This window comes from Streptomyces sp. NPDC098101 (assembly GCF_044760185.1).
Lineage (GTDB): Bacteria > Actinomycetota > Actinomycetes > Streptomycetales > Streptomycetaceae > Streptomyces.
In genome coordinates this window covers 321,464-346,377 of sequence record NZ_JBIWAS010000004.1, presented here as the reverse complement: position 1 = coordinate 346,377, position 24,914 = coordinate 321,464, and the positions used below count along the sequence as shown (strand labels likewise).

At 72.9% G+C, this 24,914-nt stretch carries 22 protein-coding genes; 12 read left to right on the top strand and 10 right to left on the bottom strand.

Going from position 1 to position 24,914, the window contains the following annotated elements; all coding sequences use genetic code 11:
* Nucleotides 1-26 precede the first annotated feature (26 nt).
* The 3 genes from ACIQVI_RS20150 to ACIQVI_RS20140 form a co-directional block, all read right to left on the bottom strand.
* Nucleotides 27-1,622, bottom strand: a complete 1,596-nt coding sequence (locus tag ACIQVI_RS20150) for a succinic semialdehyde dehydrogenase (protein ID WP_403597571.1) — start codon at nucleotides 1,620-1,622, stop codon at nucleotides 27-29.
* Between the two features lie 18 nt (nucleotides 1,623-1,640).
* Complete coding sequence (locus ACIQVI_RS20145) at nucleotides 1,641-2,597, bottom strand: acetoacetate decarboxylase family protein (protein WP_403597568.1); 957 nt, start codon at nucleotides 2,595-2,597, stop codon at nucleotides 1,641-1,643.
* Nucleotides 2,598-2,681: 84 nt separating this feature from the next.
* Nucleotides 2,682-3,926: an NADH:flavin oxidoreductase/NADH oxidase family protein gene (locus ACIQVI_RS20140; protein ID WP_403597565.1), complete on the bottom strand. Its 1,245-nt coding sequence runs from the start codon at nucleotides 3,924-3,926 to the stop codon at nucleotides 2,682-2,684.
* Between the two features lie 236 nt (nucleotides 3,927-4,162).
* On the opposite strand from ACIQVI_RS20140, the gene ACIQVI_RS20135 reads away from it, so the two are divergent.
* From ACIQVI_RS20135 to ACIQVI_RS20100, 8 genes are all read left to right on the top strand, one after another.
* Nucleotides 4,163-5,215, top strand: a complete 1,053-nt coding sequence (locus ACIQVI_RS20135) for a DUF3533 domain-containing protein (protein WP_403597562.1) — start codon at nucleotides 4,163-4,165, stop codon at nucleotides 5,213-5,215.
* A 429-nt stretch (nucleotides 5,216-5,644) separates the two neighbouring features.
* Nucleotides 5,645-6,358, top strand: coding sequence for a type 1 glutamine amidotransferase domain-containing protein (locus tag ACIQVI_RS20130; protein WP_403598714.1), 714 nt, complete (start codon nucleotides 5,645-5,647; stop codon nucleotides 6,356-6,358).
* An 83-nt stretch (nucleotides 6,359-6,441) separates the two neighbouring features.
* Entirely contained in the window at nucleotides 6,442-7,875 is a 1,434-nt protein-coding gene (locus ACIQVI_RS20125) for an aldehyde dehydrogenase family protein (RefSeq protein WP_403597560.1), read from the top strand.
* Nucleotides 7,872-8,978, top strand: coding sequence for a saccharopine dehydrogenase family protein (locus ACIQVI_RS20120; RefSeq protein ID WP_403597557.1), 1,107 nt, complete (start codon nucleotides 7,872-7,874; stop codon nucleotides 8,976-8,978). Before ACIQVI_RS20125 ends, ACIQVI_RS20120 begins: the two co-directional genes overlap by 4 nt.
* Before the next feature lie 156 nt (nucleotides 8,979-9,134).
* Nucleotides 9,135-9,302 carry a hypothetical protein gene (locus tag ACIQVI_RS20115; RefSeq protein ID WP_351971528.1) on the top strand — a complete coding sequence of 56 codons (168 nt, stop codon included), beginning with the start codon at nucleotides 9,135-9,137 and terminating at the stop codon, nucleotides 9,300-9,302.
* Between the two features lie 4 nt (nucleotides 9,303-9,306).
* Nucleotides 9,307-9,906, top strand: coding sequence for a sulfite oxidase-like oxidoreductase (locus ACIQVI_RS20110; protein ID WP_351971529.1), 600 nt, complete (start codon nucleotides 9,307-9,309; stop codon nucleotides 9,904-9,906).
* Nucleotides 9,906-10,607 carry an FAD-binding oxidoreductase gene (locus ACIQVI_RS20105; RefSeq protein ID WP_403597552.1) on the top strand — a complete coding sequence of 234 codons (702 nt, stop codon included), beginning with the start codon at nucleotides 9,906-9,908 and terminating at the stop codon, nucleotides 10,605-10,607. The genes ACIQVI_RS20110 and ACIQVI_RS20105 overlap by 1 nt, the downstream gene beginning before the upstream one ends.
* Nucleotides 10,608-10,639: 32 nt before the next feature.
* Nucleotides 10,640-10,924, top strand: a complete 285-nt coding sequence (locus tag ACIQVI_RS20100) for a DUF6510 family protein (protein ID WP_351971531.1) — start codon at nucleotides 10,640-10,642, stop codon at nucleotides 10,922-10,924.
* Nucleotides 10,925-10,930: 6 nt separating this feature from the next.
* Here ACIQVI_RS20100 and ACIQVI_RS20095 read toward each other — a convergent pair whose 3' ends face one another.
* From ACIQVI_RS20095 to ACIQVI_RS20075, 5 genes are all read right to left on the bottom strand, one after another.
* A complete protein-coding gene (locus tag ACIQVI_RS20095; protein ID WP_403597548.1) occupies nucleotides 10,931-12,244 on the bottom strand; it encodes an MFS transporter in 1,314 nt (437 codons plus the stop codon).
* Between the two features lie 69 nt (nucleotides 12,245-12,313).
* Nucleotides 12,314-13,414 carry a phosphotransferase family protein gene (locus tag ACIQVI_RS20090; RefSeq protein WP_403598712.1) on the bottom strand — a complete coding sequence of 367 codons (1,101 nt, stop codon included), beginning with the start codon at nucleotides 13,412-13,414 and terminating at the stop codon, nucleotides 12,314-12,316.
* Nucleotides 13,414-14,652 (bottom strand): acyl-CoA dehydrogenase family protein, encoded by a 1,239-nt coding sequence (locus ACIQVI_RS20085; RefSeq protein WP_403597545.1) that lies wholly within the window; start codon nucleotides 14,650-14,652, stop codon nucleotides 13,414-13,416. Before ACIQVI_RS20085 ends, ACIQVI_RS20090 begins: the two co-directional genes overlap by 1 nt.
* Before the next feature lie 83 nt (nucleotides 14,653-14,735).
* Entirely contained in the window at nucleotides 14,736-15,518 is a 783-nt protein-coding gene (locus ACIQVI_RS20080; RefSeq protein ID WP_351971534.1) for an SDR family oxidoreductase, read from the bottom strand.
* Nucleotides 15,519-15,522: 4 nt separating this feature from the next.
* Nucleotides 15,523-17,163: a class I adenylate-forming enzyme family protein gene (locus ACIQVI_RS20075; RefSeq protein WP_403597542.1), complete on the bottom strand. Its 1,641-nt coding sequence runs from the start codon at nucleotides 17,161-17,163 to the stop codon at nucleotides 15,523-15,525.
* A gap of 263 nt (nucleotides 17,164-17,426) precedes the next feature.
* On the opposite strand from ACIQVI_RS20075, the gene ACIQVI_RS20070 reads away from it, so the two are divergent.
* A complete protein-coding gene (locus ACIQVI_RS20070; RefSeq protein WP_403597539.1) occupies nucleotides 17,427-18,053 on the top strand; it encodes a TetR/AcrR family transcriptional regulator in 627 nt (208 codons plus the stop codon).
* Between the two features lie 9 nt (nucleotides 18,054-18,062).
* On the opposite strand, the gene ACIQVI_RS20065 is transcribed toward ACIQVI_RS20070, so the two are convergent.
* Complete coding sequence (locus tag ACIQVI_RS20065) at nucleotides 18,063-19,433, bottom strand: D-arabinono-1,4-lactone oxidase (protein WP_403597536.1); 1,371 nt, start codon at nucleotides 19,431-19,433, stop codon at nucleotides 18,063-18,065.
* A gap of 156 nt (nucleotides 19,434-19,589) precedes the next feature.
* Between ACIQVI_RS20065 and ACIQVI_RS20060 the strand changes: the two genes are divergently transcribed.
* Entirely contained in the window at nucleotides 19,590-20,516 is a 927-nt protein-coding gene (locus ACIQVI_RS20060; RefSeq protein WP_403597533.1) for a LysR family transcriptional regulator, read from the top strand.
* 36 nt (nucleotides 20,517-20,552) lie between these two features.
* Here ACIQVI_RS20060 and ACIQVI_RS20055 read toward each other — a convergent pair whose 3' ends face one another.
* A complete protein-coding gene (locus ACIQVI_RS20055) occupies nucleotides 20,553-21,125 on the bottom strand; it encodes a TetR/AcrR family transcriptional regulator (protein WP_403597530.1) in 573 nt (190 codons plus the stop codon).
* 154 nt (nucleotides 21,126-21,279) lie between these two features.
* Between ACIQVI_RS20055 and ACIQVI_RS20050 the strand changes: the two genes are divergently transcribed.
* Nucleotides 21,280-23,508 carry an MMPL family transporter gene (locus ACIQVI_RS20050; RefSeq protein ID WP_403597527.1) on the top strand — a complete coding sequence of 743 codons (2,229 nt, stop codon included), beginning with the start codon at nucleotides 21,280-21,282 and terminating at the stop codon, nucleotides 23,506-23,508.
* A gap of 312 nt (nucleotides 23,509-23,820) precedes the next feature.
* Nucleotides 23,821-24,789, top strand: a complete 969-nt coding sequence (locus ACIQVI_RS20045; RefSeq protein ID WP_403597524.1) for an NAD(P)H-quinone oxidoreductase — start codon at nucleotides 23,821-23,823, stop codon at nucleotides 24,787-24,789.
* Nucleotides 24,790-24,914 lie beyond the last annotated feature (125 nt).

Sequence of the window (24,914 nt, the reverse complement as noted above, 5' to 3'; positions counted from 1 at the left end):
GGCCGCCGCCGCACGCCGCCCGCCGTTCAGCGGACGCCGGCCGCCTTGAGGACCTTGAGCGCTCCGGTCAGGAGGGCGGCCCAGGTCTCGGGGCTGACGCGGGCCGGCGGGGTGAAGCCCTGGACGCGCTGGTGGGCGACGGTCTGGGGTTCGGTGTACTTGAGGATGCCGTCGGCGCCGTGGCGGCGGCCGAGCCCGGAGTCGCCCATGCCGCCCATCGGGGCGTCGACGCTTCCCCAGGCGGCGGCGAAGGCCTCGTTGACGTTGACGGTCCCGGCGTGGACGCGGGCGGCGACGGCCCGGCCCCGGGCGCCGTTCCGCGACCAGACGCTGGCGTTGAGCCCGTAGGCCGTGGCGTTCGCCTGCGCGACCGCGTCGTCGACGTCCCGGTAGGTGTAGACGGAGACCACGGGCCCGAAGGTCTCGTGCGAGTGCAGCGTCATGTCGGGCGTGACGCCGGTGAGGATCGTCGGCTCGTAGAAGAGCGGGCCGAGGTCGGGCCGCGCCTTCCCGCCGGCCAGGACGGTGGCGCCCTTGGCCACGGCGTCGTCGACGTGCTCGGTGACCGTCTTGAGCTGGGCCGGGGTGGTCAGGCTGCCGACGTCGACGCTGTAGTCGTACGCCGCGCCGATCCTGAGCTTCTCGGTGCGGGCGGTGAACGCGGCGACGAACTCGTCCCGGACGGACTCGGCCACGTACAGGCGCTCGATGGAGACGCACAGCTGCCCGGCGGAGGGGAAGCAGGCGGCCACCGCGCCGTCGGCGGCCTTCTCGATGTCGGCGTCGTCCAGGACGATCATGGCGTTCTTGCCGCCGAGTTCGAGGGAGGCGCCGATCAGGCGCCGGCCGGCGTCGCTCGCGATCTGGCGTCCGGTGGCGGTGGAGCCGGTGAACATCATGTAGTCGGCGTTGTCCATCAGCGCGCCGCCGATGGAGCTGCCCCGGCCGATCACCATCTGCCACACGCCCTCGGGCAGGCCCGCCTCGTACATCAGGTCCATCGACCACAGGGCGGTGAGCGCGGTCTGGGTGTCGGGCTTCTGCACGACGGCGTTGCCGGCCAGCAGGGCGGCGATGGTGTCGCTGGCGGCCATGCTCAGCGGGTAGTTCCACGGCGAGATGACGGTGACCACGCCCTTGGGGTGGCGCAGCTCGGTGGTGTGGGTGAGCAGCGGGATCGCGCCCTTGCGCCGCTTGGGGCTCAGGTACTTGGCGGCGTTGCGCGCGTAGTAGCGGGAGACGATGCCGATGTCGACCACTTCGAGGAACGCGTCGCGCCGGGTCTTGCCGTTCTCGGCCTGCATCAGGTCCAGCGCCTCGTCCTGACGGGCGAGGACCAGGTCGTGGTAGCGCAGCAGGATCCGCTTGCGCTCCGTGATCGGCGTGGCGGCCCAGGACTTCTGCGCGGCGCGGGCGCGGACGAACGCGGCCTCGACGTCTCCGGGGGTGGAGACCGGGAGGTCGGCCAGGGGCACGCCGGTGTAGGGGGCGCTGGTGGTGACCCGGGCGGCGTTCGGCGCGGCCGAGACCCGGGTGGTCAGCCGCTGGAGGAAGTCGGGGGTGAGGGACAGGGGGAGGCTCGGGCCGCGGACGGTCGTCGGGGCGGCGTGGGTGGTGGCCATGGCGGGGCTCCTCTGCTGTTACTTGCTGCGGCTGTGGACCGAGGTGGGCACCGGCATGTGCAGGGCGGCCTGGCCCTCGGTCATCACGTCGAACTGGATGGTCCGCTTCGGCTTGAGCGAGCGCAGGTCGTCGGACATGCGGCCCTCGCCGAGCTGGAGGGTGATGCCGCCGGTGCTGCGGGTCGTCCCGGCGTTCAGCACGTTGGTCTGGTTCAGGGTGGAGTGCCAGGCGCCGTCGATCGTCGTGTACGAGGTGAGCGACCCGACCCGCTCGCCGCTCGGGTGGGCGGTCTGCTTCGGCGTGTTCGCCAGGAGCGCCAGGTCGACCCCGCCGGAGCCGTTGGCGACCCGCGCGGTCGTCCGGTGGTGGTCGATGGCGACGTCGAGGTCGGTGACCCACTTGGGGAAGCCGTAGCCGTCGTGGCCGCGGACCTGCGCGATCTCCGAGTTCACCGGCAGGGACAGGACGTAGGAGTGCAGGTGCTCGTTCTTCAGGCCCGAGACGAGGTCGAAGAAGCCGAGCCCGCCGTGCCGGGCGGGCTTGACGGCGATGCCGACGGCGGCCTCGGTGTAGAAGTCGATGTCGGCCACGTCGTAGCGGAAGAACATGACCGAGATCAGGCCGAGCCCGGGCGCGACCTCCAGCGGGGAGAGCTCCTCGGGAAGCCGGGCGCGGATCGCGCGGGACGGCGCGATCATCGTGAGCCGGGCGGTCGAGATGGCGTAGTAGAAGTTCGGGGTGAGCGTGGGGCCGATCGGGGAGTCGACCTTGATCTTCGGCATCTTCCGGAAGAAGTCCACGCCGCTGACGCGGGGGTCGCGGGCGATCGCGTCCAGGTCGGGGGCCATCCGGTAGCGGTCGTACAGGCCGCCCTTGGGGACGGTGACCTCGCGGCCTCCGAGGTCGACCTTGACGGTGTCCTTCGGGCCGGAGGACAGGGGCTGGTCCGAGGACAGGGGCTGGTTCGAAGACATGGGGGTTCCTCACTCTGATGTAAGCGGCATATACATGACGGTAAGAGGCCATGTTTACGGTGTCAACCGCGGGGGCGGGGTCGTTCAGGCGGCCTTCCGGGGCCCGGCCAGCCAGGCGCGGTAACCGCGCAGGGCCTTGCGCTGCTTGCGCTGTTCGGAGACCAGGGCGATCGCCGGGTGGGTGCCGGGCCGGGGGCTGCTCCCCCGGGCGAGGCGGCGCATCTGGTGGCGCACCTGGGCCATGCTCGCGGCGGAGGCGAGGGCCTTGTCGGACCAGGTCACCCGCCGTATCTGCCGGTCGGCCTCGCGGCCCTTGCGCCAGCGGTCGGGCAGGTCGGGGGTGACGGCGAGGGCGGTGCCCATGCCGATGACGGCCACGCCGCTGTCGAGCACCTTCTCGGCGGTGACGCGGCGGGTGATGCCGCCGGTGAGCATGAGCGGCAGCGGGCTGGTTCCGACGAGGTCCTTGGCGAGGTCGAGGAAGTACGCCTCGCGCGCCTGGGTCCGGCTGTCGGCGGAGCGACCGGTCATGGCGGGGCTCTCGTAACTGCCGCCGGAGAGCTCGACCAGGTCGACGCCGAGGGGTTCGAGCATCTCGATGACCTGGCGGGCGTCGTCCGCGTCGAAGCCGCCGCGCTGGAAGTCGGCGGAGTTCAGCTTGACCGCGACGGCGAAGGAGGGGGAGACGGCGGCGCGGACCGCGCGGACGATGTCGAGAAGCATCCGGGCCCGGTTCTCCAGGGACCCGCCCCACTGGTCGGTGCGCTTGTTGACCAGCGGGGAGAGGAACTGCGAGAGCAGGTAGCCGTGGGCGGCGTGGACCTCGACACCGTCGAAGCCGGCCTCCTCGGCGCGGCGCGCGGTCACCGCGTACCGCGTCACGGTCTCCTCGATCTGCCGGGGGGTCATGGCGGTGGGGCGGCCGAAGCGGCCGCTGTGCTTGCCCAGGCTGACGCCGATGTCGGTCGGGCCCCACACCACGCCGGGCATGTCGGAGGCGACCTGGCGGCCGGGGTGGTTGATCTGCATCCATATCGCGCCGCCGCCGGACTTGGCGGCCTTCGCCCAGGCGATGAACGGCTCCAGGGGGGCGTTCTCGTCGAGGACGACGCCTCCGGGGCCGGTCAGGGCCTCGGCGTGGACCATGACGTTGCCGGTGATCAGCAGTCCGGTGCCGCCGGCGGCCCAGCGCCGGTACAGCGTGAACAGCTGCTCGTCGGGGAGCTGGCCGGCCCCGGCCATGTTCTCCTCCATGGCCGCCTTCGCGATCCGGTTCCTCAGCTTCTGACCCGAGCGCAGGGGCAGGGGCGAGAACAGCTCGCTGGTCATACGGATTCTCTCTTCCATCTTGATCGCCTACGATGTGTGCACCACTCACATTAGCGCATCAATGTAATCAACGTAAACATTGAGGGGTGTGGGCTGCGTCGCAGACGGGCGCTCCCGCGTCCGGCCGCCGGGGCTTCCCCTCCCGCGTCCGGCCACCGGGGCGCCCCGGGCGCGCCGACAGCCATTCGGGCGTCTCCCGCCTGCGCGGACACCCGGCGTCCCGGACCGTGGAGGCCATGAAACAGAGCACCCTGTCCGAGGTGAAGGACGCCGTCACGCCCAGGGCGACGATGCTGGTGATCGGAGTGATCGCCCTCCAGCTGCTCTTCGTCGCCTCCTACGTGGGCGCGCTGCACGAGCCCCGGCTCAAGGACGTGGCCCTCGGCGTGGTGGCGCCGCAGACCGTGGCCGGGCAGACGGTGGCCCGCCTGGACGGGCTGCCCGGCTCGCCGCTGGACCCGCGCGCGCTGCCCGACGAGCGCACGGCGCGCGACCAGATCGTCAACCGGGACATCTACGGCGCGCTGGTGGTGAACCCGGCCGGAACCACCGACACGCTGCTGGTGGCCTCGGGCGGCGGCAGGGCCCTCTCCCTCGCGCTGGGCACCCTGATCGCCACCGTGGACAAGAGCCAGGGGCGCACCGTGCGCACGGTGGACGTGGCTCCGGCCTCCCCGCACGACTTCAACGGCCTGTCCTCGTTCTACCTGGTCATCGGCTGGTGCGTCGGCGCCTATCTGTGCGCGTCGATCCTGGCGATCAGCGCCGGAGCCCGCCCGGCCAACCCGACCCGCGCGGCGACCCGTCTGGGCACGATGACCCTGGTCGCGCTCGCCGGGGGCCTCGGCGGCGCGGTCATCGTCGGACCGATCCTGGGGGCCCTGCCGGGCAGCGTGTGGGCGCTGTGGGGGCTGGGCGCGCTGCTGATCTTCGCCGTGGGCGCCGCCACGCTCGCCCTCCAGGGGCTCTTCGGCGTCATCGGGATCGGCCTGGCGATCCTGCTCGTCGTCATCGCGGGCAATCCGAGCGCGGGCGGCGCCTTCCCCGCGCCGATGCTGCCGCCGTTCTGGGAGGCGATCGGCCCCGCCCTGCCACCGGGCGCGGGCACCTGGGCGGCCCGCTCCATCTCGTACTTCCACGGCAACGGCATGACCTCCGCCCTGCTGGTCCTCTCGGCCTGGGCGGTCGTCGGCGTCCTGGTCACCATGCTCGCGGCGGTACTGCGGCAGCGCCGCGCGGCGGAGGCGGGCGGTGACGCGGAGCGGACGGGGGCGGCGGCGGGGGCGTAGGGGCCGGGCGGCCCGCCCGGTCAGGCGCGGGGGATCCGCCGGGGGCGTCGGGGTCGATCCGGGACGCGACCCCGGGCACGAGGACACCGGTCCGGGCCAGGTGCTTTTCGAGGTGGCGCGCCCGCAGGCCTGGCGTGCCGCAGATGACGCGGGCCATGCGCTTCCAGCGCCCCGCGTCGGTGTCCATGCGGTGGGCGGGACGCGGTCGCCGAAGACGACGTCCTCCTCGCTGCTGAAGTAGCGGAAAAGCTGCGCTGGGAGATGCCCGCCGCCGCCACGATGTCGGCCACGGTGACCTGAGGGACCGACCGCGACCGGTCGCCCGTGCCCGGTCCGGGGCGGATGATGGTGTGAGCCCTTTGTGCGCGTATCGGTGGATGCGCCCATCGGAACGTCGATGAATCCGTTTCGGCCAGAGGAGGGTCCGTGGTGACCAGGGTGTTGTTCGTCGTGTCGGCGGCTGACCGGTGGACGTTGCGGGACGGGGAGGTGCATCCGTCGGGTTTCTGGGGTGAGGAGTTGGCGGTGCCCCACAAGGTCTTCTCGGCGGCGGGGTGGGAGATCACTCTGGCGACGCCGGGTGGGAAGGTTCCGACGTTGGACCGGTTGAGCATGTCGAGGACGGCCGGGTGGCCGTGGAGGCTGCGTGAGGTGGCCGCGTATCTGGAGTCGATCCGGGACCGGCTGGACAGTCCCGGGGTGCTGGCGGAGATGGATCCGGACGATTTCGACGTGGTGTTCTATCCGGGTGGGCACGGTCCGATGGAGGATCTGGCGGTGGATCCGGTCTCCGGTGCGCTGTTGACCCGGTTCCTGGCGTCGGGCAGGCCGCTGGCGCTGCTGTGTCACGCGCCGGCGGCGGCGTTCGCGGCGAGGAACGGGGACGGGTCCTGGCCGTTCACCGGTTACCGGATGACGGGTCTTTCGAATCTGGAGGAGAAGTTCAACAGCTTCGGCCGCAAGGCCGTCTGGCTGTTGGAGGACCGGTTGCGGGAGAGCGGCGCGGAGTACTCCAAGGCCCGGCTGCCCCTGCGGCCGTACGTGGTCGTCGACCGCAACCTCTACACCGGGCAGAACCCGCCGTCCTCTCAATCCCTCGCCGAACGCCTCGTCGCCGACGTCACCGCGACGACGGGACGCTAACCGCCCCAGCACGCGCCCCGTACGAGAAACGCCCCCTTGACCGCCGTACGAGAAACAGCCCCCGCCCGGAAGGCCCCGCACCCATGACCGGCACCGCCGCAACCGTGACACCGCAGGACCAGGACATACCCGAGACCGTCGCACGGCTCCGGGCCGCCTTCGACTCCGGCGTCACCCGGCCCGCCGCCTGGCGCCGACGCCAACTCCACGCCCTGCGCCGCCTCCTCAGGGACCACGTCCCGGCCATCGAGGAAGCCCTCTACGACGACCTGCGCAAGGGGCGCACCGAGTCCCACCTCACCGAGATCGGCGGCGTCCTGGCCGAGATCGAGCACGCCCTGCGCCACCTCGACCGCTGGATGAGGCCCCGGCGGGTCGCCGTACCCCTGAACATCAAACCGGCGACGGCCCGCGTCCACCCCGAACCCCTCGGCGTCTGCCTGATCATCGCGCCCTGGAACTATCCGGTGACCCTCACCCTGAACCCGCTGGTCGGCGCCCTGGCCGCCGGCAACGCGGCCGTCGTCAAACCCAGCGAACTCGCCCCCGCCACCAGCGCCCTGCTCGCCGACCTCCTGCCCCGGTACCTGGACGCCGTCGCCGTCGTCGAAGGAGCGGTCGAGGAGACCACCCTGCTGCTCGCGCAGCGCTTCGACCACATCTTCTACACCGGCAACGGCACGGTCGGCCGCATCGTCGCCACCGCCGCGGCCAAGCACCTGACCCCCGTCACGCTCGAACTCGGCGGCAAGTCACCCGTCTTCGTCGACGAGACCGCCGACATGGCCGTCACCGCCCAGCGGCTGGCCTGGGGCAAGTTCACCAACGCCGGCCAGACCTGCGTCGCCCCCGACTACGTCCTCATCACCCGCGCCGCCCGCGACTCCCTGCTGGCCGAGCTGCCGAAGGCCGTCCACCGGATGTTCGGCCCCGACCCCCGCACCAGCGCCGACTACGGGCGCATCGTCAGCGACCGCCACTTCCAACGCCTGAGCGGGCTCACGGCGGAGGGCGACCTCCTCGTCGGAGGCGCCCGCGACGCGGGGGAGCGCTACCTCGCCCCCACCGTCCTCATCGACGTGCCGCCCGGGGCCCCCGCCATGACCGAGGAGATCTTCGGCCCGATCCTCCCGGTCCTGACCGTCCGCGACGTCCACGAGGCCGTCGACTTCGTCAACGCCCGCGACAAGCCCCTCTCCCTGTACGCGTTCACCCGCGACAAGGAGGCCCGGCGGGCCCTCCTGGAGAAGACCTCCTCCGGCGGCCTCGTCTTCAACGCGCCGATGATCCACCTCGGCGTCCCGAACCTGCCGTTCGGCGGCGTCGGGGAATCCGGCACGGGCGCCTACCACGGCAAGGCGTCCTTCGACACCTTCAGCCACCGCAAGCCCGTCCTCTCCAAGCCCACCAGGCCCGACACCCTGCGCCTGATCTACGCCCCGCACACCTCCCGCTCCTTCGCCCTCGTCGCCAAGGCCGTGTCCCGCACCCACCCGCTCCTGGGAAGGAAGCGATGACCGGCCGCGTCGTCCTGCTCGGCGCCACCGGCTACACCGGCGGCCTCGTCCTCGACGCCCTGCTCCGCAGGGGCGCCGGGCCGACGCTCGCCGGACGCGACCCCGCCGCACTGGCGGCCCTGGCCGAACGCTCCGGCGGACTCGACCACCTGGTCGTCGACGCCGCCACCCCCGACGACCTGAGGAAACACCTGCGGCGCGGCGACGTGCTGATCACCACCGTCGGCCCCTTCGAACGCTTCGGCTTTCCCGTGGCACGGGCCGCCGCCGACGCGGGCGCCCACTACCTCGACTCCAGCGGCGAAGTCGGCTTCGTCCGCACCCTGCACGCCCGGCACCACCGGCGCGCCCGGGAGACCGGCGCGGTGATGCTGCCCGCCTTCGGGTACGACTACGTCCCCGGCGCCCTCGCCGCCGCCCTCGCCCTCCGGCAGGCGGGACCGACCGCGCGGGCCGTCGACATCGGCTACTTCGCCACCGGCCCCATCTGGCGCGGGATCAGCCGGGGGACGCGCACCACCATGCGCGACGGCATGACCCTGCCCTCGCCCCGCCGGCACCGGCAGCGGCTCGTCGACGAGCGCACCGCCTCCCGCGTCCGCCGCTTCACCGTGCGGGGCCGCCGCAAGTCCGCGTTCCTCGTCTCCGGCACCGAAGTGCTGTTCCTGCCGGAGGAGTTCCCCTCCCTCGACGACGTCACCGTCTACAACGGCTGGTTCCCCCCGCTCAGCCGCCCCATCTCCCTCTACTCGGGCCTGGTCGACGCCGCCACCCGTCTGCCGGCGGGCGGCAGGATCGCCGACGCGCTGACCCGGCCGCTCCTCGCCGGCCCGCCCGGCGGCCCCGACGCGGCCCTGCGCGCACGGATCCCCTCCCACGTCGTCGCCGTCGCCTCCTCGGGCGTCCCGGGAGAGGCCCCGCTGGCGGAGGTCCACCTGGAGGGCCCCAACCCCTACGGCCTCACCGGCGAACTCCTCGCCTGGGCCGCCGACCGCCTCGCCACCCGCCCCGGCGCCACCCCCGGCGTCGTGGGACCCGTCACCGCCTTCGGACCCGACGCGCTCCGCCGGGGCTGCGCCGAACTCGGACTCGTCACGGTCTGACCGGCGGGCGCCCCGGACCCGGGACGCCGGGTTGCACCCGTACGGCGGGCGGGGACCATGGGAAGGAGAACGAAGGAGCGGTACGCACGGGGACGGCCGCCCCGCGGTCCGCCACCGGCGGACGGGCGGACGGCCCCGGCCCACCGGGAGGCCCCCATGAACGACCCCGGCGACCCCCTCGACCCCTGGACGGACCGGCTGCTCCGGCTCGGCCCCGGCATCCCTCCCGAGGACGCCCGCGGGTTCGTGCGCGAGCTGTACGCCCGGGCCCAGGCCGACCGCGACGAAGAACGGGCGGAAGCCGACTTCGAGCGAGAGGAGTGACCCCATGGGCGAGCTGTCACCGGGGTTCCGCGGCAAGGCCCGCGACCTCGTGTCCCGGCTGCCGCCGGGGCAGTACCCGACGGAGTCGTTCCCCGTTCTGTCCGCGGGACCCACCCCGCACGTCCCCACCGACCGGTGGTCGTTCACCGTGACCGGCGAGACCGGCGAGAGCCGCACGTGGACGTGGGAGGAGATGATGGCGCTCCCGCAGGAGGAGCCCACCGTCGACATCCACTGCGTGACCCGCTGGTCGAAGTTCGACACCCGCTGGCGCGGCGTCCCCCTCGACGCCTTCCTCGACGAGGTCGAGACCGCCGCCGACTTCGTCGTCGCCGAGTCCTTCGACGGCTACACCACCAACCTCCCGCTGGAGGACGTCACCGACGGCAAGGCCTGGCTGGCGCACTCCTTCGACGGCTACGCGCTCTCCCCCGACCACGGCGGACCGGCCCGGCTCGTCATCCCCCACCTGTACTTCTGGAAGTCGGCCAAGTGGGTCAAGGGCCTCGTTCTCACCCTGGACGACGAACCGGGCTTCTGGGAGTCCGCCGGCTACCACTCCTACGGCGACCCCTGGCGCGAACAGCGCTACTGGAGCGACTGATGCACGGCTGGCGCCGGGCCCGCCTCACGGAGCGGACGCGGCAGACCGCGACCGGCCGCACCCTGGAGTTCGAGGTCCCCCGGTGGCCCGGACACCTGCCGGGCCAGCACGTCGACGTACGGCTCACCGCCGACAACGGCTACCAGGCCGTACGGAGTTACTCGCTCGCCGCCCCCGCCGACACCGACAGGATCGAACTGGGGGTCCAGGCGGCGCCCGGCGGCGAGGTCTCCCCGTACCTGGCCGACGACCTCCCCGTGGGCGCCGAGGTCGAGGTCAAGGGGCCCCTCGGAGGCTGGTTCGTGTGGACGCCGGAGGAATCCGGCCCGCTCCTGCTGGTCGCCGGGGGCTCCGGCATCGTGCCCCTGATGGCGATGCTGCGCGCCCGGCTCGCGTCCGCCTCCGGCGACCCCTGCGCCCTCGTCCACTCCGTACGCGCCCCGGACGAGGTCTGGTACGCCGCGGAACTCGACGCCGCCGGCGCCGTCGTGGACGTCCGCCTCCTCTACACCCGCACCGCGCCGGACGGCTCCGCACGCCCCCCGGGACGCATGACGGAGCCCGACCTGCCGGTCCTGCCGTCCCCGAAGGACGCCCGCTGCTACGTCTGCGGCCCGACCGGATTCGTCGAACACGCCGCTGCCCTGCTCCTGGCCGCCGGACACGCGCCCGACCGGATCCGTACCGAACGCTTCGGCTGACCCATCCGCGCCGCACGGTGAGGAACCCCGCCATGAACGAGCACCCCCTGTACCTCGACGGCAACGCCCTGGCCGGCCCGCTCGGAGAGGTCTTCGCCGTCGACCCGACCACCGCCTGGCGGCTGTGCCCCTCCTGCCGCCGTCCCGCGACCGTGGCCCAACTGCACGTCTACGGCCCCGAACCCGGCCTGACCGCCCGCTGCCCCGGCTGCGCCGCCCTCGCCCTGCGCGTCGTCACCCAGCCCGAGTACCTCTGGCTCCAGCTCGGCGGCGGGGCGGGCGCCTTCCGCTTCGCCCTGCCCCCCACCGCGCCGTGAACCGCGTCAGGCGTCCTTCAGGTGGATGCCCCTGGTCTCCCGCATGAGGAAGCACGCGACGCCCGTGAACGCGCACAGCAGCATGATGTAGAGACCGGAGAGCCGGGCCACGCCCAGCTCGACGAAGAGCTGGTTCAGATACGGGGCGGTGCCGCCGAAGACGGCGACCGAGACGGAGTACGCGAACCCGATGCCCTGGGTGCGCACCCGCGTCGGGAAGCTCTCCGCCATCGTGGCCGACAGGAGCGCCCCGGGGATGGCCACGACGGCCAGCGCCACCGACGACGCCACCAGGAGCGTCCAGCCCTCCGGGCCGATCAGACCGGTGAGCGGCAGCTGCAAGGCGATCATCAGGACCGCGAACGCGATCATCATCGGACGGCGGCCGACCCTGTCGGAGAGGAGCCCCCACAGCGGCAGGGTGGTCAGGGCGACGCACTGCGCCGCCACCGAACACCAGTAGGCGACACCGGCGTCCATCCCCATCCGGGTGATGGCGTACGTGGACACGTACGAGGTCCAGGTGTAGTGGGCGGCGGTGATCCCCGAGGTCATCGTGATGACGAGCAGGACGGCACGGACCACCTGCCTCCGGGGCAGCGGCCGGGCTTCCCCGTCCGACGCGCCCTCCGAGAACACCTCGCTCTCGTCCATGCCGCGCCGCAGGTACAGGGCGGCCAGGGCGAGGAAGGCACCGAAGAGGAAGGGGACGCGCCAGCCCCACTCGGCGACGGCCCCGTCGGACAGCACGGACGTCACCGCCCCGCCCACCGAGTAGGCGAGCGCCGACCCGCCGAAGATCGCCACGAACACGACGCTTCCCCACAGGCCGCGCCTCTCGCTGGGCGCGATCTCCGCGACGTAGGTGTTGGCCGTCGCGGACTCCCCGCCGTGGGCGAACCCCTGGACCGTACGGGCGAGCAGCAGGACCAGCGAGGCCCACGCCCCGATCGAGGAGTACGTCGGCATCAGGCCGATGACCAGGCTGCCGCCGGCCATCATCAGCATGGTGGTGACCAGCACGAACTTGCGGCCGCGCCGGTCGGCGATCCGCCCGAAGACGATGCCGCCCAGCGGACGCATGAGGAAGCCGACGGCGAAGACGGCCAGCGTGGACAGCAGCGCCGACACCGGATCGGACGGGTTGAACATGACGGTGGCGATGAAGGGCGCGAACACCGCGTAGGCGCTCCACTCGTACCACTCCAGGACGTTGCCGACCGTGCTGGCGAAGAGGGACCTGCGCCGCGACCGCAGGGTGGGGGCGGGCCGGGCCCTCTCCCCGGTCGCCGCTCCGGGGTCCGTCTGCGCGTTGCTCATGACTGCTCCTTCACTGTTCTCGGGCAGGGCGGAATGACGTTCGGTACCGCGGGGGAGCGCCGTCGGGCGTCAGGTGCGGGGAGTCGCGATCAGACCGGCGTACTGGGCGGCCGTGCCCAGCAGCCGGGGGACGCCCGCCTCCAGGGACGGCCCGAAGTCCGTGTCGCCCGGACGCTCGCCGCGCCGCCAGCGGGTGTAGATCGCCTCGCAGAAGATCGCCGCCTTCCACAGCGCGAGGGCCTGGTACCAGGGGAGCGCGGTGAGGTCGAGGCCCGTGCGGGACCGGTAGCGCTCCGCCAGCTGGAGCCTGGTGGGATACCCGGGCGCCCGGGTCACCGTCGTCAGTTCCAGGGGAGTGGTGGGCGCGCCCGCCTCGGAGTACGTGGCGGTCAGATAGCCCAGGTCGGCCAGCGGATCGCCGAGCGTGGCCATCTCCCAGTCCAGGATCGCGAGGACCCTGGCCGGGGCCCGCGGGGCGAACATGAGGTTGCCCATGCGGTAGTCGCCGTGCACCACCGAGGCCGCCTGGCTCGCCGGCAGGTTGCGGCCGAGCCAGTCCGCGATCCGCTCCACCGCCGGGAGCGCGCGCGAGGCGTTGACCTCCCACAGTCCGCCGAAACGGTCGACCTGGCGGCGGAGGTATCCCTCGGGGGACCCCAGGGAGGCGGGTTCCCCCTCGGTCACGTCGATGCGGTGCAGGGCGACCAGGGCGTCGACGACCGCCTCGCCGGTGGCGCCGCGCTGTTCGCGGGAGGAGAGGTGGGCCGGGATCGCGTCGGTGACGACCGTCCCGTCCAGGTGGGACATGAGGTAGAAGGGCACGCCCAGGAGCGACGTGTCCTCGCAGACGGCGAGGATCTCCGGGACCGGCACCCCGTGCCCGTGGAGGATCCGCTGGACGCGGGCCTCGCGCAGCATGTCGTGCGTCGACCTCGGCAGCGGCGGGCGCGGACCCCGGCGGAGGACGACCCGGTGGCTGCCGCGCTCGATCAGATAGGTGACGTTGGAGTGGCCGTCGCCGATGCGCTGCCACGCGATCGGTCCGCCGCCGATGCCGTGCGCGTCGAGGAAGCCGGTGACCGCGTCGAGGACCAGGAGCGGAGGGCTGTCGAGGTGACGGGCCTGGTCCTGGCTCGCGACGACCTCGACCCCGTCCGGGACGGTGTGCATCACGCGCCCCCGTCCCGGCTGACGACGGCGTCGCCCTGGTACGACTCGCCGGCCCGGACCGCGGCGCGCCGGGCGGCCGAGGCCCGGCGGGCGATGGCCCACCGGTGGGTCTCGTTGGGGCCGTCGTAGATGCGGAACGGGCGCACCTCGTTGAGGTACTGCGCCAGCGGGAGCCCGTCGGAGACCCCGTCCCCGCCGCAGATCTGGACGGCGCGGTCGATCACCCGGTGGATGGCCTCCGAGCAGTGGACCTTCGCGACCGAGGACATCGCGGAGCCCGCCTTCGGGTCGCTGTGCAGCAGCGCGGCGGTCTTCGTGATGATCGCGTCGGAGGTCTCGATGTCGATGACGGACTCGGCGATCAGGTGCTGTGCCAGGCCGAGCGAGTCGAGCGGGCCGCCGAACAGCTCCCTCTTCCCGGCGCGGTCGAGGGCGATGTCGTGCGCCCGGCGCGCGAGCCCCAGCCACCTCATGCAGTGGGTGAGCCGCGCGGGGCCGAGCCGTACCTGCGCGTACCGGAAGCCGAGCCCGACCTCGCCGAGCACGGCGTGGTCGGGGACGAAGCAGTCCTCGACGTACAGGTGGGGGTGGCCGCCGTCGATGGCGCGGTCGACGGTGTGGATCGGCTCGCCGACCCGGATGCCGGGGTTGTCCATGTCGACCAGGAACATGGTGGCTCCCTCGGGGGAGCCGTCGACGGCCGGGGTGCGGGCCATGACGATGCAGAATCCGGCACCGACGGCGCCGCTGGTGAAGCGTTTGTGCCCGTCGAGGATCCAGCCGCCGTCGGCGCGCACGGCCCGGGTCCGCAGCGCGTCCGGGTCGGAGCCCGCCCCCGGGTGGGGCTCGGTCATCCCGAAGCAGGACCGGACGTCCCCCGAGGCCAGCGGCGCGAGGTAGCGCTTCTTCTGCTCCTCGGTCGCGATGAGGTTGAGCATGTGCATGTTCCCCTCGTCGGGGGCCATGCAGTTGAGCGCGGAGGGGCCGATCGGCGAGTAGCCGGCCTCCTGGAGGACCGGGGACCAGTGCTGGACGGGCAGGCCCTGCCCGCCGTACTCCTTCGGCACGTGCGGCGCGAAGACACCGGCCTCCTTCGCCGCCGCCTGCAGGCGGTCGCGCGTGACCTGGTCGAGACGACCGCCCGGCGCGGGCTCCTCGTCGACGACGATCTCGCGTACGAACCGGCGCGTGCGCTGCCGCAGTTCCTCCACCTCGGGAGGGAGATCGCTGAAGGGCATGACGGTCCTTTCGGGTGCGGGTGCGGGTGCGGGTGCTGGTGCTGGTTCGGGTGCGCGTGCGGGCGCGGGCTCGGGCGCGGTTTTCACGCGGTGCCGCCGGCGACCGTCAGGCCGCCGTCGACGGTGAGGACCTGGCCGGTGACCCAGGAGGCCTGGTCCGAGGCCAGATAGGCCACGGCGGAGGCGATGTCGGCGGGCAGGCCGAGGCGTTTCATGGGGTAACCCCCGGCGACCTCGTCCTCCCTGCCCTCGTACAGGGCTTCGGCGAACCGGGTCTTCACCACGGCCGGCGCCACGGCGTTGACGCGGATCTCCGGGCCGAGCTCGACGGCCAGCGTCCTGGTCAGGTGCGACACGGCGGCCTTGCTCACCCCGTAGAGCCCGATCCCGGGCGCCGGGGTCTCCCCGGTCACCGAGGAGAGGTTGACGACGGCCCCGCCGCGTTCGGCGAAGCCCAGGTCCCGGCGCGCCACCGCGTCCTGGACCCAGGCGAGGGTGGCGAGGACGTTGACTTCGAGGACCTTGCGGGCGACGTCGAGGTCCAGCTCGGTGAGGGGGCCGTAGGCCGGGTTGATCCCGGCGTTGTTCACCAGGACGTCGAGTCCGCCGAACGCGCGGGCGACGGTGTCGAAGACCTCGCGGCGGTGCTCGGGGTCGTCCGCCCGGCCGGCGACGGTGACGACGCTGCCCGGCGGGAGGGCCGCGGCGGCCTCTTCCAGGGGTCCGGCCTTGCGGGCGGTGAGACAGACCCGTGCCCCCTCGGAGACGAGCAGTTCGGCGACGGCCAGTCCGATGCCCCGGCTGGCGCCGGTCACGACGGCGACGCGGCCCGAGAAACGGCCTTGGCCGGTGTGGTTCCCGCTCACTGGATCAGTCCTTCGCAGGGGAGGCGGGACCGGTCCCGCGCAGTTCGGCGCGGCGGATCTTGCCGCTCTGGGTCTTGGGCAGCTCGGCGACGAAGTGGATCCGCCGGGGGCACTTGTAGGCGGCCAGGCGGTCGCGGGAGAACGCGATCAGCTCGTCCCGGGTGGCGTCCGCGCCCGTCTTGAGGGACACGTAGGCGACGACGACCTCGCCGCGGTACTCGTCCGGCTCCCCGACGACGGCGGCCTCCAGGACCGAGGGGTGCTCGTACAGCGCGTCCTCGACCTCGCGCGGCCACACCTTGTAGCCGGACACGTTGATCTGGTCCTTGAGCCGGTCCACCAGGTAGACCCAGCCCTCCTCGTCGATCACGGCGACGTCACCGGTACGGAGCCGGCCGCCGGGCATCGCCTGCCCGGTGGCCTCGGGCTTGCCCCAGTACCCGGGCACCACTTGCGGCCCGCTCAGCTCCAGCTCGCCCTGCTCCCCGCTCGGCACCGGCCGGCCGTGGAGGTCCACCACCCGCGCGGTGAGGCCCGGCAGGGGCCTGCCGATGGACAGCGTCCCGCTCGGCAGGTGGATCGGCGCCCTTTCCCCCGGGGGCACGGCGATGACGGCGGACGTCGTCTCGGTCATCCCGTAGCCGTTGTGGAGGTAGACGCCGAACCGCTCCCGGAACCGCTCGACGGTCGCGGGCGGGATCGGCGCGCCCCCGGAGTACAGGGCCTTCACCGACGCGAAGTGCCCGGGACCGGCCTGCGGCAGCTCGTGGATCGCGTGGAACGCCGTGATGGAGCCGATCGTGAAGGTCACCCCGTGCTCGGCGAAGGCCTCCAGGACGACCTCGGGGCGGAACCGGCCCGTCAGGACGAGCGTGGTGTCGGTGAGCAGGGAGAGCACCGCGTTGACCACCGCGCCGGTGATGTGGAACAGCGGGGCGACGGCGAGCACGACGTCCCCGTCGTCCACGCCCGTCCAGGACGCGCAGGTCTCCACCACGCTCAGGACATTGCCGTGGGTGTTCATGGCGCCCTTCGGCGGCCCCGTCGTACCGGAGGTGTACGTCAGGAACGCGACGTCGTCGCGGGTCGGCTCCACGGGCGAGGGGCCGCGGCCGGCGAACTCCCCGATCAGCGCCGTCAGATCGCCGTCCGGGGCCGGAGCGTGGCGCTCCGCCGTCGCGAAGACCCGGGGGTCGTTCCTCGACTGGTAGTCCAGGGGCGAGGTGCTGATCAGCCACCGGACCGTGCTCCCCGCCAGCGTCCCGAGCGTCTCGTGGACGTCCGCGTCCGCGCAGACGACGCCGACCGCCCCGGAATCGTCGATGATCCGGCGGAGTTCCTGGCGCCGGTACATCGGGTTGAGCCCCAGGGCGGTGGCCCCCAGCTTCCACAGGGCCAGCAGCACCAGCGCGTACTGCGGGACGTTCTGCAGGTACACGCCGACGCGGTCGCCCGGCCGGGTGCCGCGCGCCTCGAACGCGGCGGCCAGGGCGTCCGACGCGGAGTCCGCCTCCCGCGCGGTCAGGGCGCCGTCGAAGTAGCGCAGCGCCACGCCCTCCGGATTCCTCGCCACGCGGTCCCGCCACGCGGCCACGAGGGAGTCGTGGCCGGGCGTCGTCCCGGCCGCGGCGCCGGTGGGGGGCAAGGAACCCGCAAGGGGGTTTCCGGGAACCGTCATCTCTCGTCCCTCCCGCCCGCGCCGTGCGCGGGCCCTTGGCGACCGAGCGCTCGCTCGGTCCATGGCGCGCTCGGTCCACGCGGTGCGAGAATGGGGGTTACCGAGCGATCGCTCGGTGAAGGATCGGCGCAGCGGGAGCGCCGTGTCAAGGGGTCTGCCGTCGTCGCGGACCGGACGACGCTGCATACTGGCGTGCCGACGCGACGAAGATCCGGGGCGAGGGGAGTGCCGTGACCGAGACCGATGCCGGGGTGGCGTGGAGGGCGTACTCGGGCAGCCGACTGCCGCCCATCCTGGAGACCGCGCTCGCCTGCTTCGTGGAGCACGGCTACCACGGGACGACGATCCGGACCGTGGCCTCCCGGGCGGAGCTGTCCGTGCCGGGCCTGTACTACCACTACGCCTCGAAGCAGGCGCTGCTCGTCGCGCTCGTCTCCCACGCCATGGAGGACCTGTGGCGGCGCAGCACCGCGGCCCTGGAGGAGGCAGGCGACGACGTCCCGCGACGGCTCGACCTGCTCGTGGAGTGCCTCGTCCTGTTCCACGCCCACCGGCGCGACCTCGCGTTCATCGCCTCCAGCGAGATCCGCAGCCTCACCGGGGAGGCCCGCACCACGTACATCGCCGCCCGCGACCGCCAGCAGCGCCTGATGGACCGCGTCATCGAGGACGGCGTCGCGCGGGGGGTCTTCACGACCCCGTACCCGCGCGAGGCGGGCCGGGCGATCGTCACCATGTGCACGGGCGTCTCGCAGTGGTACCGCGCCGGGGGCGAGCACTCCCCGCGGGAGCTCGCGGAGCGGTACCGCGCCATGACGCGCATGACGGTGGGCGCGCCGGCGGCCCCCCGGCCCTGACGGCGACCCCTACCGCTCCTTCGGGGTGCGTACGCCGGCGGGGGAGGGCGCGGTGCCCGGGTCCCCGACGGGGCCGAGCACACGGCGCAGATGGGCGTTGGTGAAGGTGCCCCGGGGATCGAGCCGCGCGCGGACCGCCTGGAACCGGTCCCACGCGGGGTAGCGGGCGGCGAGCCCTTCCGCCTCCATCAGGTGCCGCTTGCCCCAGTGCGGCCGGCCCCCGAAGGCCAGGGCGATGTCCTGGACGGCGCGGAAGTACGGCTCCCAGGGCATCCCCCGGTACATGTGGACGGCGAGGTACGCGGTCTCGCGCCCGTAGGCCGGACTGAGGTGGGACAGCTCGTCCCCGGCCACGAACCGCACCTCGATCGGGAACCCCACGGCCAGGCGGTCGCGGTCGATCGTCCGCCGGATCTCCTGGAGGACCTCGGCGCAGGCGGCGCGCGGCACGGCCCACTCCATCTCGGTGAACCGGACCGAACGCCTGCTGGCGAAGACCCGGTGGCTCCGGTCGACGTGCTCCGTGGGAGCCATGAGCCGGGTGACGGCCCGGTTCAGGAACGGGATCCGGGACGGGAAGCGGCGGCCCGCCCGGCACGCCGCTTCGAAGACGCCGTTCTCGGCGAACTCGGCGATCCTCCTGGCCGTTTCGCGGGGCGGCCGGACGGGCTCGTCGGTGCGGTTGTTCAGCTTCACCAGGGCGGCTTCGGCGTGCGGGAACAGGAAGAACTCGAAGTGGTCGTTGCCGTCGACGAGTTCGTCCAGGCGGTCGAGCGTCCGGTCGAGCGGCATCGTGCCGGTCTCGGCGCGCAGCGCGAAGGCCGGGACGACGCGCAGGGTGTAGCCGGTGACGACGCCGAGCGCCCCGAGGCTCACGCGGGCCGCCCGCAGGACCTCGGGATCGTCCTCGGTGCAGGTCAGCGTGGTGCCGTCGGCCAGGACGAGGTCCAGGGCCTCGATCTGGGTGGCGAGGTTGCCCAGCTTCCGGCCCGTCCCGTGGGTGCCGGTGGACAGGGCGCCCGCGACGCTCTGCCGGTCGATGTCCCCGAGGTTGGGCAGGGCGAGGCCGTGGAGCGCGAGCTGGAGGTTCAGATCGGCCAGGCGGGTGCCCGCGCCGACCGTGACGAGCCCCGCCCCGGCGTCCACGTGCCGCAGACCGCTGATCCGGTCCAGGTTCAGCAGCAGGCCGTCGGTACAGACCTGGTCGTTGAAGGAGTGACCGGCTCCGACGACCCGGACGGTCCGGCCCTCGGCGGCCGCCCGCCCGGTCACGGCGGCGACCTCCTCCACCGAGCCCGGCCGCAGGACCTGGCGGGGCGTACAGGATTCGTCGCCGGCCCAGTTGGTCCAGGTGCCCGCCGGAACGGTTTCCCTCTTCATCTCTCGTCCTCCTGAATCTCGGGCCACCGGAGAGCGGACCGCTCCCGCTGCCCGGACCCGGCCCCGTGACACCCGCGGATGGCTCATGGTGGCGGCGGACCGGGTGTGAGGTGAAACACTCATCTCGGCGCGATCTACAATCCGGGGATTGTGGATATGAACCTGCGCCGACTGCGTTCTTACGTCGTGTTGGCCGAGGAGCTGCACTTCACCCGTGCCGCCGCGAAGCTCTTCGTCGCCCAGCAGTCGCTGAGCAAGCAGATCGCCGAGCTGGAGGCCGAGCTCGGGACGCCGTTGCTGCGGCGCACCTCCCGCAGGGTGGAGCTCACTCCGGCCGGGGAGGTGTTCCTGGCCGCCGCCCGCGAGGTGCTCGCCCGCTTCGACCGGGGCGTGGCCGAGGCGCGGCGGGTGGGGCAGGGGGAGCGGGCCACGCTGAGGGTGGGCTTCGTCGTCGGTGCCGCGCTCGAACTGACCACGCACATCCTGGGCGAGTTCACCGGCCGCCATCCCGAAGTCCGGGTCGAACTGCACGAGTTCGGCTTCGCCGACCCCTCGGCGGGTCTGGCCGGCGCCACCACCGACGTCGCGTTCATCCGGCTTCCCAGCTCCACCCACGGCCTGGTGGTCGCGCCGCTGTTCACCGAGCCCTGTGTCGTCGGGGTGAGCACGGCGCACCGGCTGGGCTCCCGCGACCGGGTCCGCGTGGCGGACCTCCTCGACGAACCGATCGCCATCGGCCGCACGGACGACGGCGTCTGGCGCGACTTCTGGACCCTGGCGGCCCATCGCGGCGGCAAGCGCGCGCGGAACCTCGTCGAGACGCACTCCCAGAGCGAGGAGGTGGAGGTCGTCGCCGCCGGGATGGCCTGCTGCATCACCCCCGCGGCGGCCCGCCGTTACTCGCCCCGTCCCGGGGTGCGGTTCCTCACGATCGAGGACCATCCGGGGTCGGTCGTCGCCGTGGCCCACCGCGCGGACCGGCCGAATCCGCTCGTCGCCTCCTTCGTGGACGCCGCGAAGGCGGTCCGCGACCGCGAGCCGGGGATCCTGCTGACGATCCAGGGCGCCCCCGGGACCGGCTGACCGTGCTCCGCGCGGCGGCGGGGCCCGGACGTCCGGTCAGTCGCCGGTCCGCAGGGTGGCGGCCGCGGCGCGGATGAAGGTCATCGCGGTCTCCAGGTCGCCCGGCTCGGACCGGTGCGTCAGCTCGCTGATCACGCTGGCCACCGTGGCCGCCAGGATGCGCGGGGCGAAGGCGTCGGGACGCCACCCCCGCTCCTCGGCGAGGAGCCGGGCGCCGTCCTGCACGACGTCGGTGAGGCGCCCCCGGCAGAGTCCCTTGAGCTGGGGGTTGGACTCCAGCATCCGGTCGTAGAGGTCGTCGAACTCGCTCTGGGAATCCGCCTGTTCGCGCAGCCACCGCTCCACGGTGTCGAGGATGCCCTGCCCCTCGGGCCGGGCGTGCAGGGCGGCGGCCAGCTGTGCGACGAAGGCGTTGAAGTGCTCCATCGCCAGTTCGAGCTTGGTCGGGAAGTACAGCGTGACCGTGCGCGGCGAGACCTCGGCCGCCTCGGCGATGTCGGCGATGCTCGTGGCGTCGAAGCCCCGCTCGGCGAACAGCTCGTAGGCCGCGGTGAGGATCGCTTCCCTGCGCCGCGCCTTGCCGCGTTCCCTGAGGCTGTCACCCGTCATGCGAGAACCTTACCATCGGTAGCTAATTTACAGTCGACTGCAAAAATGCGTTACTTTGTAGTGCGTGGTGGAGGTGACCGCTCTGACCCCTCCACCACGCCTCTCTCCCTTGTGATCTCTCTGGTCAGGGTTTCTACCGGTTAGGAATGCACCGATGGCCTCACGCCTGTACGCCTGGGCGCGCTGGATGGTCCGCCGCCGCCGCTGGGTGATCGCGACCTGGATACTCCTGCTCGCCGTCGTCGGTGGTCTGGGAGCGACCCTGCACGGAAAGACGTCCACGGAGTTCACCGTCCCCGGCGTCGAGGCGCAGGAGGCGCAGGACCTCCTCAAGGAGAAGTTCCCTCCCGCCGCGGGCGGGGTCGTACGCATCGTGGTCGCCGTCCCCGAGGGGGAGCGGGTCACGGACCCGGCGCGGCAGAAGGCGCTCGACGGCGTCCTGCGCGAGGCGGAGCGGGTGGAGGGCGTCGTCAACGTCTCCCGGCCCGCCGAGGTCGGCGCGGTGTCGTCCGACCGGAGCATCGCCTACTCCGACGTCCGGTTCACCGAAGAGGCCCCCGAGGTGCCCGAGGAGGCCAAGGAGGAGCTGGCCGCCGCGGTGCAGCCCCTCCGCGACGCCGGGATGCAGGTCGAGCTGGGCGGCTCCGCGATGCTTCCGCAGGCCGAGGCCGGAGGCCCGGCCGAACTGGTCGGCGTCGTCGTCGCCTTCGTGATCCTCGCCGTCGCGCTCGGCTCCGTCGTCGCCGCCGGACTGCCGCTGATCACCGCGCTCCTGGGCGTCGCCGTCGGCGTGCTCGGCACGATGTTCGTCTCCCGCTTCGTGGAGATGACGGGCACCGCGACCGTCCTGGCCCTGATGATCGGCCTGGCGGTCGGCATCGACTACGCGCTGTTCGTCATCTCCCGGCACCGCGAGCAGTTCGCCGACCCCGACGCCGACTGGGAGGAGTCGATCGCCCGGGCCACCGCCACGGCCGGCAGCGCGGTCGTCTTCGCCGGCGCCACGGTCGTCATCGCGCTCGCCGCCCTGGCCATCACCGGCATCCCGTTCCTCACGATCATGGGCCTGGCCGGCGCCGTGACCGTCCTGATCGCCGTCCTGGTCGCCATCAGCCTGCTCCCGGCCGTGCTCGGCGTGTTCGGCGAGCGGATGCGCCCGCGCCGGCCCAGGCGCGAGAGCGGTCGCAAGGACCGGGCCCCCGGCTCCTGGGGCCTGGCCTGGGCCCGCGGCGTCACCCGTACCCCGGCCGTCGTCCTGGTCGCCGGAGTCCTGGGCCTGCTGGCCCTCGCCCTGCCCGCCAAGGACCTGCGCCTCGGCCTGCCCAGCTACGCCTCCCAGCCCGAGGCCAGCACCCAGCACAAGAGCTACGACCTGCTCACCGAGGGCTTCGGCCCCGGCTTCAACGCCACCCTCATCACCGTGGTGGACACCGAACGCATCCCGCGGGACCAGCGGCAGGACACCGTGACCCGACTGCGCGGCGCGCTGGCCGCCGACGCCAACGTGGCCGCCGTCTCGCCCCCGGTGGCCGCGCCCTCCGGCGGCGTCGTGGTCATGTCCGTGGCGCCGAAGTCGAGCCCCGACGCCCAGGCCACCACCGACCTGGTCCACCGGATGCGCGACAAGGCGCCCGAGGTCGCCGCCGCGGGCGGCACCCTCTACGTCACCGGACAGACGGCCATGGCCATCGACGTCGCCGCCAAGCTGGGCGACGCGCTGCCCCTGTTCATCGGTGTCATCGTCCTCCTCGCCCTCGTCCTCCTCGCCCTCGCCTTCCGCTCGGTCCTGGTGCCGCTCAAGGCGGCGCTCGGCTTCCTGTTCTCGGTCGGCGCGAGCCTGGGCGCCTCGGTCTGGGTCTTCCAGGAGGGCCACCTGAACGGCCTGCTCGACGTGGCGGCGGTCGGACCGGTCACCAGCTTCCTGCCGATCCTGCTCACCGGCGTGCTCTTCGGCCTCGCCATGGACTACGAGGTGTTCCTCGTCAGCCGGATGCGCGAACACCACGAGCACAGCAAGGATCCGGCCGAGGCCATCGCCCGGGGCGTCTCCAGCAGCGCGCGGGTCGTGGTGGCCGCCGCGCTGATCATGATCGCGGTCTTCGGTGGATTCGTCTTCAACGAGGACCCGATCATCAAGTCCATCGGCTTCGCGCTCGCCTTCGGCGTGTTCATCGACGCCTTCGTGGTCCGGATGACGCTCGTGCCCGCCGCCATGGCCCTGCTCGGGCGGCGCGCCTGGACTATGCCCCGTTGGCTCGACCGGCTGCTCCCGGACGTCGACATCGAGGGCGCGCGCCTGCCCGCCCCGGCGCGGACCGCCCCCGCCGCCCGGCCGGATGCCGAGCAGGAGCCCCCGCGCCGCGAGCCGGCCGCCCGGGCCTGAACGGCCTCGCCGCCGAGCCGGGAACCCGAAGGGCTCCCGCCACCGAGCCCGGGACCCGCAGGGCTCCCGCCGAGCTCCGGGGCCGCCGGTGTCCGTGGGGGACGCCGACGGCCCCGGGTCCCACCCCGCACCTCCCGCACGTCAGGAGGTGCGGGGTGTTTTCGCGCTCCGGGGCCACGTTCGGGTGACGTTCCGGCTCTTTCCCTCCCACACGCCTCAAATGTTGACACCGCACACTCCGGGGCGTAATGTATGCAACGTAAACATTCTGGCTTTCCCGTGGTGGAAACCCGTGAGGGAAAAGGAGTCGTCATGAAGGCCGTATCGATCAGGGAGCACGGTGGTCCCGAGGTGCTGGAGTGGACCGAGGTCGAGGACCCGACCCCCGCTCCCGGCGAGGTCGTCGTCGACGTGGTCGCCAGCGCGCTGAACCGGGCGGACGTCATGCAGCGCTGGGGGCTCTACCCCCTGCAGCCCGGCTGGTCGCCGTACCCGGGCCTCGAAGTCTCCGGTCGCATCAGCGAGATCGGGGAGGGCGTCACGGATTGGAAGGTGGGCGACGAGGTCTGCGCCCTGCTGACCGGCGGCGGTTACGCGCAGAAGGTCGCCGTCCCCGCAGGGCAGCTGCTGCCCGTGCCGAAGGGGATCGGCCTGGTCGAGGCGGCTGGCCTGCCCGAGGTGACGGCCACGGTCTGGTCCAACCTCGTCATGACCGCCGGTCTGAAGGCGGGGGAGACCCTTCTCGTGCACGGCGGCGCCGGTGGCGTCGGCACGATGGCGATCCAGGTCGCCAAGGCCCTGGGCGCCCGCGTCGTCACCACCGTGGGCGGCCGGGAGAAGGCCGTGCAGGCCCGGGAGCTGGGCGCCGACGTGGCGATCGACTACCGCACCGAGGACTTCACCGAGCACGGCCCCTACGACGTGATCCTCGACGTCGTCGGCGGCGACTACCTGGAGCGCAACGTCCGGTCGCTCGCCGCGGACGGGCGCCTGGTCGTCATCGGCCTGCAGAAGGGCCTCGAAGGGCAGCTGAACCTCGCGGAGATCGTGTTCAAGCGGGCTTCGGTGCACGGGACGACGCTCCGGACACGTACGAAGGAGTACAAGGCCGAGGTCGTGGCCGCGGTGCGCGAGAACGTCTGGCCCATGATCGAGGACGGCGCCGTGAAGCTGGTGATCGAGCGGACCGTCCCGATGGCCGACGCCGCCGAGGGTCATCGCCTCCTGGAGGCCGGCGGTCACCTCGGCAAGATCCTGCTCGTGAACGACGGAAGCGCGTGACCCCGGGCGGCTGAACGCCATCGCCGCGCGCCTCGTCGCCGGGCGCGCGCCCGGACCCGTCGGGTCCGTCCGTCCCCGTCCCCGGCGGGCCGGCCCCGGACCCGCACCCCGGCCCCGGTCCCCGG

Excerpts from the sequence above, each read along its gene's own strand:
- ACIQVI_RS20100 (WP_351971531.1), top strand. The coding sequence starts at position 10,640 with ATGAACGAGCACCCCCTGTACCTCGACGGCAACGCCCTGGCCGGCCCG.
- ACIQVI_RS20125 (WP_403597560.1), top strand. The coding sequence starts at position 6,442 with ATGACCGGCACCGCCGCAACCGTGACACCGCAGGACCAGGACATACCC.
- ACIQVI_RS20050 (WP_403597527.1), top strand. The coding sequence starts at position 21,280 with ATGGCCTCACGCCTGTACGCCTGGGCGCGCTGGATGGTCCGCCGCCGC.
- ACIQVI_RS20145 (WP_403597568.1), bottom strand. The coding sequence starts at position 2,597 with ATGTCTTCGAACCAGCCCCTGTCCTCGGACCAGCCCCTGTCCTCCGGC.
- ACIQVI_RS20090 (WP_403598712.1), bottom strand. The coding sequence starts at position 13,414 with ATGCACACCGTCCCGGACGGGGTCGAGGTCGTCGCGAGCCAGGACCAG.
- ACIQVI_RS20120 (WP_403597557.1), top strand. The coding sequence starts at position 7,872 with ATGACCGGCCGCGTCGTCCTGCTCGGCGCCACCGGCTACACCGGCGGC.
- ACIQVI_RS20150 (WP_403597571.1), bottom strand. The coding sequence starts at position 1,622 with ATGGCCACCACCCACGCCGCCCCGACGACCGTCCGCGGCCCGAGCCTC.
- ACIQVI_RS20060 (WP_403597533.1), top strand. The coding sequence starts at position 19,590 with ATGAACCTGCGCCGACTGCGTTCTTACGTCGTGTTGGCCGAGGAGCTG.
- ACIQVI_RS20085 (WP_403597545.1), bottom strand. The coding sequence starts at position 14,652 with ATGCCCTTCAGCGATCTCCCTCCCGAGGTGGAGGAACTGCGGCAGCGC.
- ACIQVI_RS20045 (WP_403597524.1), top strand. The coding sequence starts at position 23,821 with ATGAAGGCCGTATCGATCAGGGAGCACGGTGGTCCCGAGGTGCTGGAG.
- ACIQVI_RS20055 (WP_403597530.1), bottom strand. The coding sequence starts at position 21,125 with ATGACGGGTGACAGCCTCAGGGAACGCGGCAAGGCGCGGCGCAGGGAA.
- ACIQVI_RS20105 (WP_403597552.1), top strand. The coding sequence starts at position 9,906 with ATGCACGGCTGGCGCCGGGCCCGCCTCACGGAGCGGACGCGGCAGACC.
- ACIQVI_RS20095 (WP_403597548.1), bottom strand. The coding sequence starts at position 12,244 with ATGAGCAACGCGCAGACGGACCCCGGAGCGGCGACCGGGGAGAGGGCC.
- ACIQVI_RS20135 (WP_403597562.1), top strand. The coding sequence starts at position 4,163 with ATGAAACAGAGCACCCTGTCCGAGGTGAAGGACGCCGTCACGCCCAGG.
- ACIQVI_RS20115 (WP_351971528.1), top strand. The coding sequence starts at position 9,135 with ATGAACGACCCCGGCGACCCCCTCGACCCCTGGACGGACCGGCTGCTC.
- ACIQVI_RS20110 (WP_351971529.1), top strand. The coding sequence starts at position 9,307 with ATGGGCGAGCTGTCACCGGGGTTCCGCGGCAAGGCCCGCGACCTCGTG.
- ACIQVI_RS20065 (WP_403597536.1), bottom strand. The coding sequence starts at position 19,433 with ATGAAGAGGGAAACCGTTCCGGCGGGCACCTGGACCAACTGGGCCGGC.
- ACIQVI_RS20140 (WP_403597565.1), bottom strand. The coding sequence starts at position 3,926 with ATGACCAGCGAGCTGTTCTCGCCCCTGCCCCTGCGCTCGGGTCAGAAG.